Origin of the sequence: Clostridium sp. CS001 (assembly GCF_020443565.1) — a bacterium.
In the GTDB taxonomy this organism is placed as follows: Bacteria; Bacillota; Clostridia; order Clostridiales; family Clostridiaceae; genus Clostridium_AD.
The window spans coordinates 36,979-54,420 of sequence record NZ_JAIZZN010000025.1 but is presented as its reverse complement, the minus strand read 5'-3'; the positions used below and the strand labels follow the sequence as shown (position 1 = coordinate 54,420).

16 protein-coding genes and 1 pseudogene are annotated in these 17,442 nt (G+C 29.6%); 9 read left to right on the top strand and 8 right to left on the bottom strand.

The genetic code is table 11. The features are described 5' to 3' along the window. From LGK97_RS15110 to LGK97_RS15100, 3 genes and pseudogenes are all read left to right on the top strand, one after another. Nucleotides 1–361, top strand: a 361-nt coding sequence (locus tag LGK97_RS15110) for a zinc ribbon domain-containing protein (protein ID WP_226260581.1), incomplete at its 5' end; no start/stop codon positions are given. A 261-nt stretch (nt 362–622) separates the two neighbouring features. Next, nucleotides 623–1,261, top strand: a pseudogene (gene nadC, locus LGK97_RS15105) (carboxylating nicotinate-nucleotide diphosphorylase); the annotation flags it as partial. A 269-nt stretch (nt 1,262–1,530) separates the two neighbouring features. Next, entirely contained in the window at nt 1,531–2,355 is an 825-nt protein-coding gene (locus LGK97_RS15100) for a hypothetical protein (protein ID WP_226260580.1), read from the top strand. Between the two features lie 264 nt (nt 2,356–2,619). On the opposite strand, the gene LGK97_RS15095 is transcribed toward LGK97_RS15100, so the two are convergent. The 5 genes from LGK97_RS15095 to LGK97_RS15075 form a co-directional block, all read right to left on the bottom strand. Continuing rightward, on the bottom strand, nt 2,620–3,162 hold the full coding sequence (locus LGK97_RS15095; protein WP_226260579.1) for a GrpB family protein: 543 nt from the start codon (nt 3,160–3,162) through the stop codon (nt 2,620–2,622). Between the two features lie 116 nt (nt 3,163–3,278). Then, complete coding sequence (locus LGK97_RS15090; RefSeq protein ID WP_226260578.1) at nt 3,279–3,932, bottom strand: hypothetical protein; 654 nt, start codon at nt 3,930–3,932, stop codon at nt 3,279–3,281. Nucleotides 3,933–4,006: 74 nt separating this feature from the next. Continuing rightward, nucleotides 4,007–4,225 (bottom strand): hypothetical protein, encoded by a 219-nt coding sequence (locus LGK97_RS15085; protein WP_226260577.1) that lies wholly within the window; start codon nt 4,223–4,225, stop codon nt 4,007–4,009. A 413-nt stretch (nt 4,226–4,638) separates the two neighbouring features. Then, nucleotides 4,639–5,118, bottom strand: a complete 480-nt coding sequence (locus LGK97_RS15080) for a hypothetical protein (protein WP_226260576.1) — start codon at nt 5,116–5,118, stop codon at nt 4,639–4,641. A 1,545-nt stretch (nt 5,119–6,663) separates the two neighbouring features. Next, nucleotides 6,664–7,494: an SDR family oxidoreductase gene (locus LGK97_RS15075; protein WP_226260575.1), complete on the bottom strand. Its 831-nt coding sequence runs from the start codon at nt 7,492–7,494 to the stop codon at nt 6,664–6,666. A 215-nt stretch (nt 7,495–7,709) separates the two neighbouring features. Between LGK97_RS15075 and helD the strand changes: the two genes are divergently transcribed. Further along, entirely contained in the window at nt 7,710–10,004 is a 2,295-nt protein-coding gene (gene helD, locus LGK97_RS15070; protein ID WP_226260574.1) for an RNA polymerase recycling motor HelD, read from the top strand. Between the two features lie 284 nt (nt 10,005–10,288). Here helD and LGK97_RS15065 read toward each other — a convergent pair whose 3' ends face one another. After that, complete coding sequence (locus LGK97_RS15065) at nt 10,289–10,813, bottom strand: hypothetical protein (RefSeq protein WP_226260573.1); 525 nt, start codon at nt 10,811–10,813, stop codon at nt 10,289–10,291. A 341-nt stretch (nt 10,814–11,154) separates the two neighbouring features. Here LGK97_RS15065 and LGK97_RS15060 point away from each other — a divergent pair, with 341 nt between their 5' ends. Then, nucleotides 11,155–12,330 carry an FprA family A-type flavoprotein gene (locus LGK97_RS15060; protein ID WP_226260572.1) on the top strand — a complete coding sequence of 392 codons (1,176 nt, stop codon included), beginning with the start codon at nt 11,155–11,157 and terminating at the stop codon, nt 12,328–12,330. Nucleotides 12,331–12,514: 184 nt separating this feature from the next. Here the strand turns inward: LGK97_RS15060 and rocF are convergent, their stop codons facing one another. Next, nucleotides 12,515–13,411, bottom strand: coding sequence for an arginase (gene rocF, locus LGK97_RS15055; RefSeq protein WP_226260571.1), 897 nt, complete (start codon nt 13,409–13,411; stop codon nt 12,515–12,517). Nucleotides 13,412–13,657: 246 nt separating this feature from the next. Here rocF and LGK97_RS15050 point away from each other — a divergent pair, with 246 nt between their 5' ends. Continuing rightward, nucleotides 13,658–14,056 (top strand): hypothetical protein, encoded by a 399-nt coding sequence (locus LGK97_RS15050; protein ID WP_226260570.1) that lies wholly within the window; start codon nt 13,658–13,660, stop codon nt 14,054–14,056. Between the two features lie 44 nt (nt 14,057–14,100). On the opposite strand, the gene LGK97_RS15045 is transcribed toward LGK97_RS15050, so the two are convergent. Continuing rightward, nucleotides 14,101–14,271 (bottom strand): aspartyl-phosphate phosphatase Spo0E family protein, encoded by a 171-nt coding sequence (locus LGK97_RS15045; protein WP_226260569.1) that lies wholly within the window; start codon nt 14,269–14,271, stop codon nt 14,101–14,103. Between the two features lie 325 nt (nt 14,272–14,596). Between LGK97_RS15045 and LGK97_RS15040 the strand changes: the two genes are divergently transcribed. From LGK97_RS15040 to LGK97_RS15030, 3 genes are all read left to right on the top strand, one after another. Beyond that, a complete protein-coding gene (locus tag LGK97_RS15040; RefSeq protein WP_226260568.1) occupies nt 14,597–14,821 on the top strand; it encodes a DUF896 domain-containing protein in 225 nt (74 codons plus the stop codon). Nucleotides 14,822–14,852: 31 nt separating this feature from the next. Then, nucleotides 14,853–15,773, top strand: a complete 921-nt coding sequence (hprK, locus tag LGK97_RS15035; RefSeq protein ID WP_226260567.1) for an HPr(Ser) kinase/phosphatase — start codon at nt 14,853–14,855, stop codon at nt 15,771–15,773. 226 nt (nt 15,774–15,999) lie between these two features. Further along, entirely contained in the window at nt 16,000–17,427 is a 1,428-nt protein-coding gene (locus LGK97_RS15030) for an aminopeptidase (RefSeq protein WP_226260566.1), read from the top strand. Nucleotides 17,428–17,442: the final 15 nt, after the last annotated feature.

The window sequence follows — 17,442 nt, the reverse complement described above, 5'->3', positions numbered from 1 at the left end:
AATAGTAATGGAACAATTAGATTTTGTTAATTGGAATGATAAATATCCTAAAAGTATAAAAAGAAAATTATCAAGATGGATTAAAGGTTATATAAGAAAAAGACTTGAATACAAATGTGATTTAAATAGCATTGAATATAGCTATATAAATCCTGCATATACTTCTAAGGTCTGCACTGTTTGTGGTGAGTTTGGCGTGAGAAATGATGATGTATTTACTTGTTCTAAATGTGGGAAAAGTCATTCGGATACTAATGCAAGTAAAAATATATTAAAAAGAAAATATGACAAGGAAATTACGTTATACACAAATTATAAGAAGGTTAAAGAGGTTTTAGAAAATAGAGTAAAAGCAAATTAGTGATTTTAAAAAGATATTTAATCACAAATGTATGTATCTTTTGTGAAAACAGAAAGCGTATATTTTATCAGAAATGAGGGTTGAATAAATTTTTTGGTTATAAAATTTTAAAATACGGTTGTGGGAAGTAGAGTAATATTTGCATGGAACAAATGCCTATGAAATATCACTGGTACAACCAAGGCTTAAAACTATCATAAGATAGAATAAGTGCGAATTATCTAATTGAGTACATTGTACACATTTTTAGAACCAGATATAGTAAGTCAAGGTCAGTGCATTGCAAAACTAAGCGGCAAAACAAAACACATATTAACAGGGGAGAGAACCGCATTAAACTATCTTCAAAGGATGAGTGGAATTGCTACACTAACTAAAACTTATGTGGATAAACTAGCAGGTAGCACAGTGAAAGTTTTGGATACAAGAAAAACCACACCTAACATGAGGATATTTGAAAAATATGCAGTAAAGATTGGTGGAGGGCATAACCACAGATATAATCTCTCTGATGGTGTGCTGATAAAAGAAAACCATATAAGTGCTGCTGGAGGAATAAAACAGGCAGTTAACATTATACGTGAGAATATTTCTTTTGTTAAAAAGATTGAAGTGGAAGTTGAAACTTTGGAGCAAATTAATGAGGCATTAGAAGTGGGAGCAGACATTATAATGCTTGATAATATGGATATTAAAACTATGAAAAAAGCCGTGGAGATGATTAATAAGAGGGCCTTAATTGAGGCATCTGGAAATATAACTTTAGATAATATACTTGAAGTAGCAAACTGCGGAGTTGACTATATATCTGTAGGGGCATTGACTCACTCTAGTAAGATTTTAGACTTGAGTATGAAGAACTTGGTTGCACATTTATCTAAAGATATACTTTTAAAGTAGATTTCAACTAACAAAATGAGCATAATCTTTACTAAATTAATTCAGAAGCTTCTTATAAAACGTCACAATCAATAAAACGTTGTGGCGTTTTTACTTGTGACGAATTAGAAAAATAAAGCTCAGCTAACATTCATCATATCCTAATCTTTATCTTTAACTTTATTCTATTTTATGGTAAAATTTATTCAGAATCGTAAAATGATATGGTTTACGAATAACTTATATTAGGTGAATTACTGTAGTTACTATAAAAAAGGAGTAGAGTATAAATGAAGTATATGTCATTTAATAATTCCTGTTCTTATGCTGGAATTGCAAATTTACTATTGGATTATTCTATTGATATTGAGGATTATCAAGTTGCAATAGAAACAAAAGTTCCTTATATTTTTAGGTATGATGAACATTGGAAACGTTATGTTTCTGGCTCCATGTTGCAAGCTGATAGGTATTTTAATTTTTATTTGCAAAACTTGAGTTTGCAATTGGTCGGAAATGAGTTTACCAAAGAAAGTGCGTTGGATTTTTTAAAAAAACTGCAATGTAGAGCGATGATTGGTTTAAATGTCTCAAATGGTCGTAAACACGCAGTAATATACAGTGGAGTCGAAGCTGACAAATATATATTCATGAATAACAAGAGAAAAGATTCTCAAGAACCTGACTTTTATCGGTTTAGTTTCAATGAACTTTTATATAAGATGGACGAAACGGTTTTTATCTCCTATTTAGAAAATAGACTTGGAGGTGTCAAAATAGATTTAACACCAGAAATTAAAGATTCATTCTTTTATTTACAGGAATACAAGGAGAATGTAGCAGGATTTTGCAGTGAAGTACAAGGTGTAGACGCTTTGAATAAAGGTATGTCTACCCTATTTCATGCTTTTTTTTTAGATGTGTATTCCATGATGGTGATTATTGGAGAAAAACAACTTTCCGAAGGAATTGGAGATTTGAGAAACTCCTATTTACAAGCAATGCGTCTAAAGCAACCTTTAAGACTATCTGAATATATATCTATAGAATATTTTAAAAAGGCAATTGATGAATATAAAAAGATCATTCATATCAGGGTGATTGATGGGTTCTAATCGAAATAAAAATAAGCAATGAGCATTATGTATATTCTTTATTATCTATTATGATTTTCTCTTTTAAATCCGTGCTAAAATAAATTTTATTAATTGTTACATGGCATAATCGGTTATAATTACTCTGTAGAAACTCAAGTTTTTATATTAGTTTCCGTGACTACTCTTAATATGTGATTAACAATAGATTACAAATGCCCATTAACTAAATAATTAAGTTGGTAGGTACTTTATGAAAGATGCGAACTAACGATTATGCTCATTTTATTTAGTCATGATCTTTTCTTTTTTTGCAATTTCTATAATTTTTTCAATAAAAGGATTTTTTCCTGTAGCATAATTACTTATATTATTTAAAAAATGCTTTTCTAAACTTTTCTTAAGATTAGAATATTCAATAATTAATTGTGGATATTTATTTAAGTAATCTCGAAATAAAATATGGTTATTCCATAATAAACCACCAACTGGTTCAACATGTATATAGTGTGTACTTAATTCTTCATCTTTTCTTTTAAAAAAGTGTCTTCCAGGTATACGTCCATCTCCATCATATATATATCCCATATTACATAATGCAAGAATTAGTTGTTCCCCATATTCTAAAGATTCAACTCCTATCACTATATCAATTATTGGTTTAGCCAGACATCCTACTATAGATGTACTACCAACATGCTGTATATCTACATCATAATCCTGTAATTGTTTTTCCAAAACTTCTTTTTCTTTTAAAAATTCGCCTTTCCAATCTGGATTATATTCTTCAATTCTTACTGTTCCACTTATTAATCCTAACTTTGTCATTAAAATCACATCCTTTATACAATATGAATAATTGTTATTGCGTAGTTTAATTACAAATACTCACTAACTAAGAAATTAGCTTAGTAGGTCTTTTTAGAAAAATGCGAATTAAATATTTATTTTATAAGCTTCAAAAATAATGGTAATACTGAAACAAGGGGGGTAAATGTAGCTGGAAACCCCTTATACCATTTCTTATTATATATAAAACAGACTATAATCCAATTTATTGTACATCCTAAAAATATTAGACATGTCCCACATAATACAAAATTAGAATCATTACTTACTTTATATATACCTGAAAGTAATATTGTATAAAATAAAAAATCTCCTAACCCTTTTGTGGGTATTGGATTATTATTTTTAAATGACTTGCCATATACTATTAATTTTGCCATTGAATTTTTATTCGCCATAACTTTAGCATTTGTGGTCTTTGAACCAATTTTTGTAAAACTGATAATATCGACTATTGGTATCCCAATACTGAATACAATTAGAGTTGATAATGGAATAAATTTTCCAATTAAACTTCCAATAAAAATTATAAATATCATACATAACCAACTATTAATGACTAAATATTCTTTTTTATATGGCTTTTTAATATAAATTATTAAAAATATTACTCCAATAAAAGAAAACAAATACAGCCAAAATATGTTATATGAATTTATAATAATTATGTATGTGATAAACAATGATATTATCATTATAATAATAGAATGTATTATTGATTCAATTAATTGTTCTTTTAAATCTGGCATGAATGTTTACACTTCCTAACATTAATTACTTATTACATAATAAATTACTATTGCACCTTTCTGTGAATTACGAACTATCTTTTATGTATTGTCTTTAATGTATCAATAATTAATAAACCACTAAAATACACAACAAATATTAGTCCAATTAGAGAAATAACACTTGTGACGAAACTCGTAACAAAGCCTTGAAAATCTACAAGTGCAAGAAATAAGTTAACTTGTGGAAGTCTCAAAAGCACTAAAAATAATCCTCCGAGAACACCGAATAAAAGACTAATTCTCTTTTCCAATTTTATCCCTCTTTTAAATATCGTAGTTTCTAGATTAATACGTCTTAAATTACGATTGTTCATCTATCGAGTTTTAAGATAGATAAACAATATTAGAAAACTACGCGGTATATCTTGATTTATTTACATCTTTTTTCAATAAGTGTTAATGACCTATATGCTTCTTTTCTGATAAGTTCTTCGCTGTCATTTTACCTATTATTCTTCCTATAATAATATATGAAATTATTTAATTGCAGATGGATTTTCCTACCCCTCCGAAAAGGTATGTTAGTATACTGAATTTATGGCAGCGTCTGTGTTTCAATAATAATATAGGATTAATGTTATATTAATATCATAACTCACTACATAGTTTTTTACGAGTGTAACGCAGTTTTTGAACATTGTACCTGAAGGTTGATTGTAAAAGTTTATTTGAATTTAAAATTTTCTTCTAAAAAATTTTTCATTAACTCATTAGATATTTTGACAGCATCTACCCTATCCTTTGCAGGGGCAGAAATCATAGTGCCATCTTCACCAAATACAGAAATGGTTAATTTGGTAAGTTTGTTATCTGTGAACATTTCTCCATAGTAGATCTTACCGCTTTCTGTATTCTTATTAATATATGTTAGGAAACTCGAATTATCTCCAACAGAGATTTCAACCCCATCACAACGCAAGTTGCCGATTGTAATAGAACCTACAAACAAATCTTTCTTTAAAATTCGTTTTCCGTAACTACCATTAATTTTTATTGTAACTTGTTCTTGTTGCTGTTTATTATTAATTTTATAACTCACACCATTCAAGGTCACATTAATTATTTTTGGAAATGTATAGTATATGCCAATAGCAATCATGCATATTGCTGTAATACTTATACCTATTTTATATACTTTCTTCATGTTAAACCCACCTCCTATAATTTGAATCAAGTGAGTAAATATTTTACATAAAAATATTATCATTATAAGTGTGTAGAAGTTAAATTGATAAAAGCAATATAGAATGGATAACTAAGAAAGATAACTATGAATAAAAGACCTACTACTGGACCGGGTCCTTCTCCTCTAACTATAATAGGGGTGAAGTAATTATAGATTAAGGTGATAATTATATAATAAGGAACCCAAGACAGAGTTATCAAAACTCTTAATTTTACTTGGCTAAGGTACTTTCTCGTAATAAATAAAAATACAATAGATGAAAGTACGAATATAATTATATTAAACATAGCGATAAGCATGTAGACGGTAGTAACAGACCAATTAGTTATTCTAAAAATTCGATTTATATTTGCAATAGGTTGAATCTGAACAACTAAAACCAAGGCATATAAGGCACTGATAATATTTAATTTCCCAAAGGTTTTCATGATATACTCTAATTTCATAAACATATACCCTCCTTAAATATAAATTTATCAACTTCGTGTTATGCTCATTTTGTGCGTTGAGCTTGAATTATACAATAACTCTCTGAGTAGCGCCTGCCACAGGATATTTATTTAATTATACAACTATTACCATAAGTTGTATATAATAAGGATGCAGTTAAAAACTTGTACTACTTTGTATTTATAAATATTAATTATAACTACAAAAAGCCACCAATGGAATTGGTGGCCTACTTAAATTGCTCTAATGTTTTATAAAGTTTTATTTTATATATCGTTGAAGTTATAAACATTAAGGTAAAATTATGTTGGAGTGCAGCAGATAGTATATAATGAGGTCTGCAGAATCTTAGCTTACCACATTACAAACTAATAATAATAATAATTCTATAAATAAAATATTTTCCTTGGATTATGCTAACAGAAGTATATGTTGCGTAAAAATGCGTTTGAACAAACCTTAGTAATTCTTAATTTATTTTATTTACAGTTGCGTGAAGAAAAACATATGTCTAAGCGAAGCGAGTTTATGTTTTTTAGCAACTGAAAATAAAATAAATTTTAGAATTACTTGGTGAAGTGAACGCATTTCTAGCAATACATACTTTTAGTTATAGCATAATCCAAGGAAAACTCATGATTTACGGGATGCTTATAGTCTTACGCCTTTAACTCCAAATACAGAGCCCAAGAATGGTATTTTTAATTTTTGATATACATGTATATCTTCATTTAGAAAAAGACTTTTATGAAGGTATACCTTTACCCCTTCATATTCCATTAAAGTATATTGTTCTAAAGGAGAGCAGCTTTTCTGAGTCTCAATCCAGAGACTTCTTGTAGGTGTGCCGCCTCAACCACAAGAATTTACTACAGACTTAACCACTAAAACGGAATCTTTTTTTCTAATAGTAGAAATTGCTTTATTATCTATAGTTAACATAAAACACCTCCATACCCGTGGTGGGTATATCTATATTAATATATTATGCCTAAATTCGTTAAATGTCAATTAAGTATAGAAAATTTATATTTATAATTTGTGGCATTTATTTTAATGTATTTTATTAATGTAATCCTTAAGTCTATCTTTCCAAAAAGGAATTTCAATATTTAAGCATTGCTTTATATGAGAGTTATTTACGCAAGTATAATTAGATTCTTTGATGAGGCTTGATAGAAGCTTATCTGAGGTTACATTTAAGGGCACATTAAGATTGCCTAATTCTATTATAGTATTTATTAATGCTGATTTTGATAAGTAGCCTTCATTTGTATAATTATATATTCCATATTTATCTGTAGCTAAGAGTTTCATAAGTACCGCAGTTAAGTCTTCAATATAAGTTATGCAAATGCTGGGATTTGAAAATAAATAAATTGCTGTATGTTTACCATTTATAATATTTCTCACGAAACAATCATTGCCACCAAATATGTTTGAGCTGCGAAGAATAAAATACTTGGTGCAAATAGTTTGTATTAATTCCTCAGCGCTTAGTTTACTTTTGCTATATACATTTAAAGGCATGCACTTATCAGATTCAATGTAAGGTAATGATTTAGTATCACCGTATACCTCTGTAGTAGACAGGTATACTAGGGGGATATTAAGGGAATTACAATATTGTGCAATGTTTAAAGTTCCTATAGTGTTTATACAATAAGCTAAAGTTTCATTATATTCACAAGTGTACTTATTTGTTAAAGCAGCAGTATGAATTACAGCATCTATCTTTAACTCATTTAAGGTTTTTTCAGTGGTTAGCTTATCCATTATGTTAAGTTCGTTTTTATCTAATCCATATATAACATGTGTTTCTGACAATGCGCTACAAAGATAAGTTCCAATATTGCCTTTTGCACCAGTGATTAAAATATTCATATATACCTCCTAGAAATTATTGATATTAAAGTATATGATACAGGATATTTATTATTAAAAAATTAATTAGCTTATTCTGGTGGTTTTTCAATGCGTAACATAAATTGACATAAGTTGCAATAAATAATATAATTATAAAGCATTAAGATAGGTGGCTTAAAAAGATAAATGAGAACTAGGTACGTAAATTAAATTTATGGAATGGAGGTGCAACAATGACAATAAATAATAAAGAAATGGAATTTGAAAAGCACAAACTAGAGGAAACTAAAATGTGGATAGATAATCAAATTAGTTCAGTAAGTGAAAAGGAAAAAGAATTAGAGGAAAAAGTATCAATATTAAAAAAGAGCTCTGGTGGTACATATAGTGAAGAATTACTATTGACACAGCAGGTGTATGAGTTTGCAAATAAAAATTTACAAAAATACAGCGAAGCTATCCACAAGCCATATTTTGCAAGAATCGATTTTAGAGAGTATAGGAGAGATGAAGAAAGTTATTATATTGGAAAATTTGGCTTAAGCGATAATAGTGCGTTAGAAGAAAAGGTAATTGATTGGCGGGCTCCCATTGCAGATTTATATTATAGTGGACAGCAAGGGGAAGTTAGTTTTAAGTCACCTGTAGGTTTTATAGAGGGAGAGTTATCGTTAAAACGTAAATTTGTTATTAAAAATGAGGACTTAGAAAATGCTTTTGATGAAGGTATCAATGATATAATTTTAAAATCTTCTAATAATGAAAATGAAGACAATATATTAGTAGATGAATTCTTAAAGATAAATTTAGAAGAAAGTATAGGAAGCAAGCTTAAGGATGTAGTTGCTACGATTCAAAAGGAACAAAATGATATTATAAGGGCAAGCAAGAACACAGTAATGATAATACAAGGATCAGCAGGTTCTGGGAAGACTACAGTGGCGCTACATAGACTAGCATACCTTATGTATAAATATAGTGAAGATTTATCCACCCATGAAATTTTAGTTGTAGCGCCTAATAAACTATTCTTAGATTATATTTCTGACATTCTACCCAGCCTTGGGGTAAGTGGAGTAAAACAAAGTACCTTTGAAGATATTGCCTGTAGCATTCTAAAATATAGCAGTAAAGTTTATACTAAGGATATGAAATTTTCTTTAGTAATGGAAGAAACAAATAAGGAAAAAATAAAGTTTATAACCACCAGTAGCAAATTTAAAGGAAGCATGACCTATAAAAGTATTATGGACAGATATTTAAAGTATATAGAAAAACAAGACACTCAGGTGGAAGATATTATTGTCTCGGGGCATATATTGTTTAATTCTAAGGAAATAAAAAGATTATATTCTAAAGATCTAATACACTATCCTCTAAATAAGAGAAAAGAAGAAATTAAAAGATATTTTAACCTAAAGGTAAAGAACTTAATTCCGGAGATCATGGAAAAAATAGATTATACATATGAAAGCTCTATTCAAAGTGTAAAAAGGGGAATTCAAGATGACATTACTAAAAGAAAGAAAATAATAGAACTTTATGACATGCGAGATGAGGAGAAAAAGAAGCTTAAGGTAAGTGCTAAGAAAGCCATTGATGAGTATTTTAAAAAGTGGTCACAAAAGAGTGTAATTGACTTATACTTTAATTTACTTAAGGACGAAGATATTTTCAATGAACTTACAGAAGGCAAAATATCCACAAAGCTTTATGAGTTTATTAAAGAAGAGGCTGAAATTAGCATGAATAATAGCCTTATAGATAGTGATGATTTGGCAGCTTTGCTTTACTTGAAGGTTAAAGTTGAGGGGTTTGATAAAATTTCATTTTCTCATATTGTTATAGATGAGGCTCAGGATTATAGCAGTTTCCAGCTACTGATGCTTAAATCCATTGCAGTTAATGACTCTTTTACAATCGTAGGTGATATTGGCCAGGGAATTTATTATTATAAAGGTATCGAGAGTTGGCAAAAGCTTATAAATGAAGTTTTCAAGGGCGAGGCGAATTATATTCCGCTAAGTCAAAGCTATAGGTCTACTATAGAAATAATAAATGTGGCAAATAGGGTACTACAAAAGCAACTTAATTACATGACTCCAGCAAGACCTGTACTGAGACATGGGAAAGAACCAGAGTTAATAAACTATAGCGCAGATAAGGAATTTGTAGAAAAGTTAGATGAAATAGTTGAAAGTGTAAAGGCGAATGGAAAGAAAAGCATAGCAGTTATTGGAAAGACCTTTGAGGAGTGTAAACAAATAAAAGCACAGCTTAAGAAATATAGTAAAAATGATTGGGAGTTAATAAAAAATACAGATAAGAACTTCCAATTAGAAAATATAATTATTCCATCATACATGACAAAGGGTCTAGAGTTTGATTGCAGTATTATTTATAATTGTGATGAGGAGAGTTATGGTGACAATGAATTGGATAAGAAGATATTATATGTAGTGCTTACGAGAGCGCTGCATTTGGAGTATATATTCTATAAGGGGAAACCATCGGCCTTATTGGAATAGCCTTGCGATGAACATGTATGATAATCTCCAGACGTAAAACAGGAAATTTTTTCTTAGAGGCTGCTATAACTAAAAGTATATATTGCTAGAAATACGTTCGCGTCGCTAAGTAATTCTAAAATTTATTTTATTTTCAGTTGCTAAAAAACATAAACTCGCGTTGCTCAAACATATGTTTTTCTTCACGCAACTGTAAATAAAATAAATTAAGAATTACTAAGGCTTGCTCAAACGCATTTTTACGCAACATATACTTTTGTTAGCATCCTCTACGAAAAAATAGTTTATTCTGTGATGATTTCATACATACCATCATTATAATCCTTAAAAGGAATTTCTTTATAGTCCAAATCATTATATAGAGTTCTTAATTTACTCAGCTCATCTTTATTAGTTGTATACCATTTGCCATCAATATGAATTAAGCTTCCTAAAAAAGATAATGAATGATTATTTTTACCTTTAGTGGCAATCAGAATCACCCAACCTTTGATATTATCATGTTTAGTTTCCTCCAATTTAATAGAATTGATAAAAGTTATTATTTCTTTAATATCCTCTTTTTTATCAATTATCTTAATTTTAGGTGGACTTGGTAGTGTAGTTATGGTTATACTCTCAGTTTCTTCAGGATTTATTATATTATTCAGAGCAACTGTTGTATTATATTCTGTATTGATAACTTCACTAATTCTTTTTTCTTCATATGCTGAATTGCCGCAGCTACTAAATAAGAGACTCAAAATTACAAAAACTAACAATAGCAATATCTTTGGCATTTTCAATTCTATAATATTAAAATGACTCAAATTATTAATCCTCCTAAAAATCCTCTTGTTATATAGACGAAAGGCAAACTACAAAAGTTGCATTAATTTATAGTTATTTAAATTTAAGTTTACAACTTAAATATAATGTGTTAAAACAATAGAATACTTTAACATTTAAATGAGAAACTATAAAGTATAAGTATTTGTACGTACACAAAATATATGCTAACTAATAATGATTATTAGTTGAATGACTTTGATAAATGTGGTAAAATATATTGTATATTGTATATTATATGATTAAAATCATTTAGGTTTATAAGAGGAAGTAGCAATTAATAATTGTTATTGTTTCTGATAACTATGAGGAGGATTTTGAGATGAAAACCACAAAATTAAAAGAAAATATTTATTGGGTCGGTGTAAATAACCCTGAGCTTAGGGTATTTGATATTATAATGGAAACGAAAAAAGGAACTACTTACAATTCATATCTAATTGATGATGAAAAGGTTGCAATAATAGATTCTGTTAAAGATGGTTATTTTGAAGAGGCTTTAGGAAAGATTAAAGGAGTTATTGGAGAAAGAAAAGTTGATTATATAATAGTCCAACATACGGAACTTGACCATTCTGGTTCTTTATCGAAGCTATTAGAGGTATATCCAGAGGCGGTTGTTGTTGCGACCACAGCTGCTATAAAGTATTTGAAGGAAATTACTAACAGGGAATTTACTAGCAAGGTTGCAACAGAAGATATTTGCTTAGGAAAAAATACACTGCAATTTATTTCTGCTCCAAATTTACATTGGCCGGATACAATGTTTACCTATGTTAAGGAAGAAAAAATATTATTTACTTGTGACTTTATGGGTTGTCACTACTCACCAGTTAATTGCATAACAGATGCTTGCTCAGGTGATTACTTTGAGGAAATGAAGTATTATTTTGAAGTTATTATGGGACCTTTTAAGAAATTTGTAAATAAGGGATTAGATAAAATCAAAGATTTACAAATAGATATAGTAGCCCCAAGTCACGGACCTATACATGTAGATGATATTAAAATGTATTTTGATCTTTACAGACTATGGGCTGAAGTTCACGAAATAAAAGAAAAAAACATTCAAATATTTTATGTTTCTGCTTATGGTAATACGCAGGTAATGGGAGAGTATTTAGCTACAAAAATTAATGAAAAAGGCATAAAGGCTGAGGCTCATGAAATAACATCTATGAGTTTAAGTGATATTGTGGAGCTTATTGAAAAAGCTTCTGGTATTATGATAGGATCGCCTACAATTAATCAGGATGCTGTAAAGCCTGCCTGGGACGTTTTATCCCTTGTATGCCCAATAACCAATAGAGGTAAGGTAGCAGCAGCTTTTGGTTCATATGGATGGAGTGGAGAGGGTACTGCTATGATTACAGAAAGACTAAGATCTTTAAAGTTTAAAGTACTACCTGAAGGATTAAAGTTTAACTTTGTTCCTGATAAGAAAGAATATGAGGCAGCTGATAAATTTATAGAAGAATATTTACAATTTTTAGATTAGGAAGCTATTTAATGACATTTCAGAAGGAAAGTCTTCAACTTCTATAAGTGGGAGTCTAAATATCCTTCTGAAGTCGTTAATATTGCAGCACCGCAGGTGATGATTTAATAGCTTTAAGTTGTAACTTTACAATAAAAAACAGAAAGTCTCACTTTTTTTGGTGGGATTTTCTGTTTAAAAACAACTATAGGTATTTTGATGTCCAATCTAATAAATCCATACATAAATCTATAGTGGTATCTGTTTGGTCCAGTGCAGTATTAAGCTCCACAAAATCCATTGATTTAATAAGTCTTGTTTCCATTAAATATTTTAACAGGAATTTAACTTCTTCTACACACATACCATCGTTAACACGTGTTCCTGTACCTGGTACATACTTTGGATCTAAGCAATCAATATCAAAACTTAAATGAACGGCATCTATTTTTTTTGAAGTAAGAATATTATGTATTTCATTTAAAATACTTTCCATTCCCCTTGTTTTAACATCTTCAGTAGTATAAACATTTATTTTTTTATTTTCAATGAGATCTATTTCGCCTTCATCTAAATCTCTAGCACCTATTATAAATACATTTTCTGGCTTAACTTTCGCTCCAGTGTAGTATAAATCAGTTAATGAGGAATGGCCTATTCCCATAGCAGCAGCTAGTGGCATTCCATGAACATTACCAGAGTGTGAGGTTTCATGAGTATTTATATCTCCATGGGCATCAACCCAAATAACTGCAAGGTTTTCATAGTACTTGCTTGCACCACATATGCTACCAAGCCCTAAAGCGTGGTCACCACCAATTACTAAAGGAAAAGTTTTAGAACATAAAGAGCTATAAACTTGGTGTGCTAAATTGGTATCAACTTGAATTATCTCAGAAAGATACTTCATTTTATCATGTGAACAATATTTATCTTCAGAATTTACTTGGGGGACATAAAGATTTCCCATATCATAAACAGTATGATTATTTTTTTCAAATATCTCAATGATATTATTTTCTCTTAATACTTCCGGACCCATGTCCACACCTTTGTTATCGCAACCCAAAAATAATGGAACTCCGATTAAATTTATTTTCATCTTTTGTACCTCCAATTTATATAATTTAGTTAATAACCGATTATATAATAAAAAATTAAAATATATAAGTGCTTTTTAAATACGCAGGGAATTAAAAATATTCTTAATGTTAAGAATATAATTAAAACTATATTAAATAATATTATTATAAACTTTTTATAGAAAAAACTGCTTGTTTCTAGTATGCTTTATATAAGCAGAAAATAGTAATGAATTATTTACCAATGATGCAAGGAGGAGACATGTATGAATAAACAATTTATAATTAATTTTCTAAGCAAAAATGACTTATGTGATATAGTTGAGATTGAATATAAAAAGGATACCATCGCATTGAAATTTAAATATTATTACGATGGGGTAGAAGTGGAAGCAGCTACAGCTTATGCGGATGAAGAGGGCAATTTTAAACAAGACAAAGAGGAGTGGTACGAAGAATACTTTTTACCTTATTTAAGTGATATTGCAGCAGACAACGTAGAAGATATTATGGAAGAGTGTGCTGAGGAAATGGGAATTGAGTACGAATTTATTGGTTGTGATATATCCCAAGATGCATATGAATTTAATGAGTTTGCAGTTGTTTTTTACAGTAAAGATGCAGATATTGAAATTGATGATATCTTAATTGAATTAGACATATAGATTGATTAGATATCTACATCTATCTTCTAGTAATAGGGAGATTGTTAAGCTGCTTTTTTGCAAGCAGCTTTATGATACTTTACAATAACATCATCTAGTTGCTGACTACAAGATACTACTATTTTGTCAGTAGGACTTTTAAAAGTTAGCAAAAAGTGTAATATTGCTCTTAATGATTCTAATTGTCTTTTTATAATTCTTAATTTAATATTCATCTTGTAACACCTTTCATTATAAGTTTGATTTTTCGGAACAAACTCATTGTATCAGGTTTTTCATGATATGTTAAATTTTTCATTAGTCATTTAAATATATGAATTTACAATATAAACCACAATTTAACAAAAAAGATAACGACGATATGTAAAAATATTACAAATAACACCATGGGAATATCGAAAAAAAGCCATGTGTAATAATATGTAAATGACGAAAAAAGTCTTAATTTTTTTTGTTAATGTTGTTAATATAGGATATATTATAGTTCTATTATTTATAAGTAAATGTTTTAGTAAACAAAAATAGCGTAGGAGTGATATTATGAATATTGATGAATTAACTAGTAGAATAAATTTTCTTTACAAAAAAAGTGAAAAAGATGGTCTTACAGAGGAAGAGAAAGTAGAGCAACAACAACTAAGACAAAAATATATTGATAATGTTAAAAGAAATTTTAGAGCACAATTGGATACAATCAAGAAAGTTGAACCAGATAATTGTGAAGAGGAAAAACATAATATATCAAAAAATACTTATAAACAATAGATTTGTAAGTCAGTAGAAATGGGGAATTTAAATGGCAGTTACTATAGAAGAATTAATAGAAAATTTTAACTTAGAGGTTTTAGTAGAAGGTGAGAAGGGAAAACTAATTAGTGTTAGTGATTTAAATAGGCCAGGACTTCAAATTGCTGGTTTTTATGATTACTTTGACAATAATAGAGTTCAATTATTGGGAATGGCAGAGTGGAGCTTTCTAGATTGCATGGAAACTGAACTTAGAAAAAAACGATTAAAGAAATATATTAAGTTTGATACTCCATGTGTTATTTTTACCAGGGAGCTAGAGCCCCATAAGGAATTTATAAAAGCAGCACAAGAGAATGATCGGTGGGTTTTAAGAACGAAACTAATTTCCACAAGATTTATTAGCAAACTTACAAGCTACTTAGACACAAGGCTTGCACCTGAGACAAGGCTTCATGGTGTTCTAGTTGATGTTTACGGTATAGGAATATTATTAAGTGGAGAAAGCGGTATAGGTAAAAGTGAATGCGCCTTAGAACTAATAAAAAGAGGTCATAGACTCATTGCAGATGATGCAGTGGATATTAAAGAGATTGATGGTACACTGCTAGGAAGTTGCCCATATATAACTTCTGGCATGCTAGAGGTGAGGGGTATGGGTATAATAGATATTCCAGCAATTTATGGTATGAGTTCTGTGCTAAATACTAAGACCATTAGCTTGCTCATTTCTCTTAATTTATGGAACGAGAGTGAAGAATACGATAGGCTTGGTATAGATAATGAGTTTATGAACATTTTGAACGTTCCTGTAAGAAAAATAACGTTGCCAATTAGGCCGGGTAGAAATATAGCGGTAATTATTGAAGCAGCTGCGGCTAATTATAGATATAGTTTAAATTCTAAAATAACTCCTGTAGAAACAATTAATATGAGAATAGATGAAACAAATGCAATACGTAATAAGTAAATATTAAAAAATAATGATAATATGAAGTTTTTTAATATTAAGAATGCAAAAGTATAAAACAAATACTAAAAAACTACTGTTTATTTCAAAAACATGAAAGTTTAAAATTTAACGCTACCATTAAACCTTTAAAAGGAATATAGTTACATTTTTAGCATTTGTAATCCGAGAAAATATTTAGTACAATAGTGTATGTAAAAACATTTATATTAGGGGGGAAATAAACATGGCTGATGTTAAAACTGTTAAAACTGAAGTTAAGGATTTAGAAAAAAAATATGAGCTAGCTTGGGACAAATATACTAAAAGTGATTTGAAAAAGGTATTTAAGTTATCTGACAGCTACATAGACTTTATGTCAAAATGTAAAACTGAAAGAGAATGTGTATCAGAGTTTATTGTACTAGCAGAAAAAGAGGGTTATAAAAATATTGATAGCTATATAAAAGAAGGTACTAAATTAAAAACTGGTGATAAAGTTTATGCAAACTGTATGGGAAAAACTTTAGCATTATTTTTAATTGGTTCAGAGCCTATTGAAAATGGATTCAAAATTTTAGGTGCTCACGTTGACTCACCAAGACTGGATTTAAAACAAAATCCATTATACGAGGATTCAGACTTAGCATTAGCTAAAACACATTACTATGGTGGAGTTAAAAAATATCAATGGGTTACTATACCTCTAGCTATACATGGCGTAGTGGTTAAAAAAGATGGTACTGTAGTGAATGTTGTAATTGGAGAAGATGAAAAAGAACCAGTAGTAGGAATTTCGGATCTTTTAATTCACTTATCAGCAGATCAAATGACAAAAACTTTAGCAAAAGCTATTGAAGGCGAAGATTTAAACGTATTCATGGGAAGTATTCCTGTGGAAGATAAAGAAGCTAAAAATAGAGTTAAGATTAATGTATTAAGACTTTTAAATCAAAAATATGGTATAGATGAAGAAGATTTTGTATCATCAGAACTTGAAGTAGTACCAGCAGGACGTGCTAGAAGCTACGGACTTGATAGCAGTATGGTTATGGCTTATGGACATGATGATAGAGTTTGTGCTTACACTTCTTACGAAGCATTAATGAATATCAAGGAAACAGATAAGACTTGTATAGTTTTACTTGTAGACAAAGAAGAAGTTGGAAGCATTGGTGCAACTGGAATGCAATCAAGATTCTTCGAAAACACAGTAGCTGAAGTTGTTAATTTAATGGGAGAATATAGCGACCTTAAGGTAAGAAGAGCATTAGCTAATTCAAAAATGTTATCTTCTGACGTAAGTGCAGCATTTGATCCAAACTACCCATCAGTTATGGAAAAACGTAATTCAGCATATTTTGGAAAAGGTATAGTTTTAAATAAATATACTGGATCACGTGGAAAAGGTGGATGTAATGATGCAAATCCAGAGTTCATTGCAGAGCTTAGAACAATAATGGAAAAACATAATATTACATGGCAAACATCAGAACTTGGCAAGGTTGACCAAGGCGGCGGTGGCACTATAGCGTACATTCTAGCTGAATATGGTATGCAGGTTATAGACTCAGGAGTTGCCCTTCACAATATGCACGCACCATGGGAAATTGCAAGTAAAGCGGATATATATGAAGCTTTTAGAGCTTACGAAGCGTTTTTAATAGAAATTTAGATAAAAAAAGGGATG